Raw genomic sequence first — 4,000 nt, 5'->3', positions numbered from 1 at the left:
GAACGGTAGTTTTTACCGTTCTTGAACGGTAGTTTTTACCGTTCAAGATTTTTTTTAGTTTTTTTTCTGAACGGTAGTTTTTACCGTTCAAAGTATTTTTAAGCTTTACAGCTTTATTTTTATCTTCTTTTTCTCTATATTTTAAAATTCTTTTTCTTTCAAGTATGCGTTTTTCTTCAACATTAACTTTAAATTTATCTACATACAGTGAGAGTTTATTTATTTCAACATCAACTTTTTTAAGATATAAAAGATTAGATTTTCCTTGTCCTGTTTTGTCCTCTTCTAACAAACCAAAATTTATAAGTTCATTTTTATAACCACGTGCAGTTTTTTCACTTACTCCTAAAAATTCACTCATAGATATTTGATCACATTTAATAAATAATCTGTTTTTATCATCATACCATTCATTGGAAAGAGATAGTTTAGTTCTATCTAATAAGAATCCATACAATATTTTAGACTGAACTGAAAGAGGTTTCTTGTCAGATGGTTTAATGTATTTATCTTCATAGAACAAAGCTTTTGGAATTTGTATATGTAATTGTTTTAGGTCTTCTTCTACTGTAAAATAATCTCCCATTTTTTTACTCCTTTACTGTATTTTTAAAATACAAAAAAGCCTTGATATTAAGAATCAAGGCTGAGACATCAAATTTACACTAACTTCCATCTTTTTATAAGTAAAATAACTATCAAAAGTATTGCAAGGATTTATGATATATGATATTATTATCGTATATTATAAGTAAATAAGAAGTCTACTTTGCACATGATAATTAATACTCTGTTCTTCGTTTTTATTAATTTTCAGTTTGATAAATGAATTGGCGTTCATTATCAAACGTGTCGCATGTAGGCTTTTTTTATTTTTTGTTTGTTTTATTATATTATATTTTATAATGTAATTTTTTGCAATTATTTTTATATTTTGCTTTTATTTGATGTATTTTATAATTATTTAATACACAATAATTCATGAAAAAACTTTTTGTTTTTTATGACTAACTTTCATTTTGTGCAGTAAAGTCTATAAATTTAATATAGAAAAAATAAAAATCGTTAAAAAATAGTCATTTATTTTTTGTCAATTTATCCTCTTTCAATGATGTTAAAAAGAAACTCTTCTAAAATTTTCATATTTATTCTAATTTATTCAAAAAAAATTCAAAAAAAATTCAAAAAAGAACCATATTATATAAAACTAAAAATAAATCTATCATTAATTGATATAAAAAAATAAGCTGTACTTATTAGCAATATAAAAGAGAGGAGAAAATTAATGAAAAGTAAATTATTAATTACAAATAATTATTATAGTGTAAAAAAAGAAATTGACGCACTCGAAAAATACTTAAGCTTTAAAGATTTTAATATTGAAAAAATTACAAGCAAGATAGATATTAAAGATTTGATATCTATGACTAAAATAGTGCCAATTATGGATTCCTTTAGAGTATTGATAATTGACATAGACAAATATTCTAATAAAGATTTGAAGGAGCTTACTAAAGCTATTTCTATCTCAAATACTTGTATAATTTTATCTATTTATTATACAAAGGACATTTTTGATAAAGGAAATAAGGAGATAATAAAAATTTTTCAAGATTCTAAAATCGAAGTAAAAAAATATTTAACAGTAGATATGTCAGAGGTTAAAAAACTATTGTCATATCATAACTTAAATTTAAATCCTAATATATTTGGTAATGCAGATAATATGGATGTAGTTTTAAATGATATAAAAAAGATTAGTTCACTAGATAATAGCTTTAAAAATTATAAAGAGTATCTATCTGAGTCATTTAACAAAAATACTTTTGATTTAATTGATGCTATTGAAAATAGCAATATAACTAAAGCAATAGAGATATATACAACAATTTCAAAAACATCAAATATAATAGGCATTAACTTGACATTATTAAATCATTTTAACTTAATGAGACAAATACAAAATATACCTGAAAATGTGAGAAATATATTATATGAGAGAGAGAAAACAGTAAAAGGTAAAGCAAACTATATACATGAATTTAGATTCAAAATCCTACAAGATAAAACTGAAAGAAGTAATCTAGATTTAGAATTTACTGTTAATGAGCTATTAGAAAATGATTTAAATAAAGAGAAAATAAACCTTGAGAAATCAATAGTAAAAATAATATTAAGGGGGAAAAAATAAAATGTCATTATTAGCAAACAAATATAGACCAAAATTATTTAAAGAAGTAACTGGGCAAGGTCATATACCTTCTATTCTTTTAAATCAAGTAAAAAATAGAAATATAACAAATAGCTATATTTTTAAAGGACCTAAGGGAAGTGGCAAAACTACAAGTGCAAGAATATTAGCTAAAGCAATTAACTGTCTTAATCCTGTGAATGGAGAACCATGTCTACAATGCGAAAATTGTAAAGCAATAGAAAATAATACATCAATTGATATATATGAATTAGATGCGGCTTCTAACAATGGGATAGACAATATTAGAGAAATAATAGATAGCATTAGATATGCTCCATCTAACTTAAAGTATAAGGTTTATATAATAGATGAAGCACATAGATTGTCTGCACAGGCAGCTGATGCTTTTCTTAAAACTTTAGAAGAACCACCATCATATGTAGTTTTTATATTAGCAACAACAGATGCTAATCAATTGCCAGCAACGATTAGATCAAGATGTCAATTGTTTGATTTTAGAAGAATAGCTATAGAAGATATATTAACTAGATTAAAACATATTAATTTATTAGAAAAAGGTAACTTAGAAGAAAAAAGCTTAATGTTGATAGCTAAACTAGCAGATGGAGCATTAAGAGATGCAGTAAGTTTGCTAGAAAAAGTAATCAGCTCAAATAAAGAATCGTATGAAGAAATAGTTGAATTACTAGGTGTAGCATCAAATGAAATTTGTCTTAAAATAACAAATAAATTAATAGATAAAAAAAGTGATGAGGCAGTAGAGGAATTTTACAAGATAATTAAATCTGGTAAAAGTATAGAAATCTTTCTTAATGATTTAATGATTACTTTTAGAAATATAATGCTTGTTAAATGTGGTGCGGATACAAATATAATTGCAATGAATGAAAATTATATAAATAAAGTACAGAATTTCGCAAAACAAATAGATTTTGAAAATATATTTGAAATAATAGATATTTTACAAGATACAGAAAGTAAATTGAGAAGGACTTCTCAAGTATCTATTTTAGTTGAAATGACACTAATAAAAATAAGTAGATTGAATAAAAATGATGTAGAAAATAAAGGAAATAATATTTTACTTGGTCAAATAAGAATGAATATATTTAATAATTTAAAAAACAAATCTAATCCAAATCTAGTGTACATATCTAATATAATTAATCATTCAGCATTTATGGAAGAGTTAGACGAAAATTTAATAAAACTAATTGTAGCAATAGGTAGAAATAAAAAAGAAAATGAAGAAGCTATAGACTATTTAAACGATTTTGAGAAAGAGACAAATTACATAAAGAGAGAAATAATAAATGAATTTTATAAAAACAATATTAATACACAATTTGAATTTAAAATATGTTAAAAAATTAAATTATATATAAAAAGGAGATTTCAATATGATTAATAATGTTAATATACAAGGGAATTTAGTAAAGGATGGAACTTTTAGAAACTATGAATCTGGTTCGATATCATATTTTAACACTATTGCTGTAAACTCAATAAATTCTAAAGGAGAAAGGGAAAGATACTTCTTTCCAATAAGAGCTCATGGAAAATTAGCTGTCTATATGGCTGATACAGCACATAAAGGAAATGAAATAACTATATCTGGTACTTTAACTCAAAATCCTTTAAATAAAGAAATTAATATTTTAGTGAGTAAGTATAGAAATCATGATTTAAATAGAGTGAAAATATCTAAAGATAATCAAAGTAATGGCTATAATCAAAATAATAATAATACTTATAATCAAGATAATGGCTATAATCAAAACAATA

Annotated in this window: 4 protein-coding genes; 3 read left to right on the top strand and 1 reads right to left on the bottom strand. The window is 23.6% G+C overall.

Annotated features, from left to right (window positions below; all coding sequences use genetic code 11):
* Positions 1-586: replication initiator protein A (locus tag KGF39_RS19025; RefSeq protein WP_227823513.1), on the bottom strand; the 586-nt coding region annotated here is incomplete at its 3' end.
* A 699-nt stretch (positions 587-1,285) separates the two neighbouring features.
* On the opposite strand from KGF39_RS19025, the gene KGF39_RS19020 reads away from it, so the two are divergent.
* The 3 genes from KGF39_RS19020 to KGF39_RS19010 all read left to right on the top strand — a co-directional run.
* Entirely contained in the window at positions 1,286-2,191 is a 906-nt protein-coding gene (locus tag KGF39_RS19020) for a hypothetical protein (protein WP_227823512.1), read from the top strand.
* A gap of 1 nt (position 2,192) precedes the next feature.
* Positions 2,193-3,581 (top strand): DNA polymerase III subunit gamma/tau, encoded by a 1,389-nt coding sequence (gene dnaX / locus KGF39_RS19015; protein ID WP_227823511.1) that lies wholly within the window; start codon positions 2,193-2,195, stop codon positions 3,579-3,581.
* A gap of 34 nt (positions 3,582-3,615) precedes the next feature.
* The coding region (locus KGF39_RS19010) for a single-stranded DNA-binding protein (RefSeq protein ID WP_227823510.1) at positions 3,616-4,000 on the top strand (385 nt) is incomplete at its 3' end.

Origin of the sequence: Clostridioides sp. ZZV14-6345, from assembly GCF_020657775.1 — a bacterium.
Lineage (GTDB): Bacteria > Bacillota > Clostridia > Peptostreptococcales > Peptostreptococcaceae > Clostridioides > Clostridioides difficile_D.
Note: the sequence above shows the minus strand (reverse complement) of the source record. Positions and strands in the feature narration are given on the sequence as shown.

Excerpts from the sequence above, each read along its gene's own strand:
- KGF39_RS19020 (WP_227823512.1), top strand. The coding sequence starts at position 1,286 with ATGAAAAGTAAATTATTAATTACAAATAATTATTATAGTGTAAAAAAA.
- dnaX (WP_227823511.1), top strand. The coding sequence starts at position 2,193 with ATGTCATTATTAGCAAACAAATATAGACCAAAATTATTTAAAGAAGTA.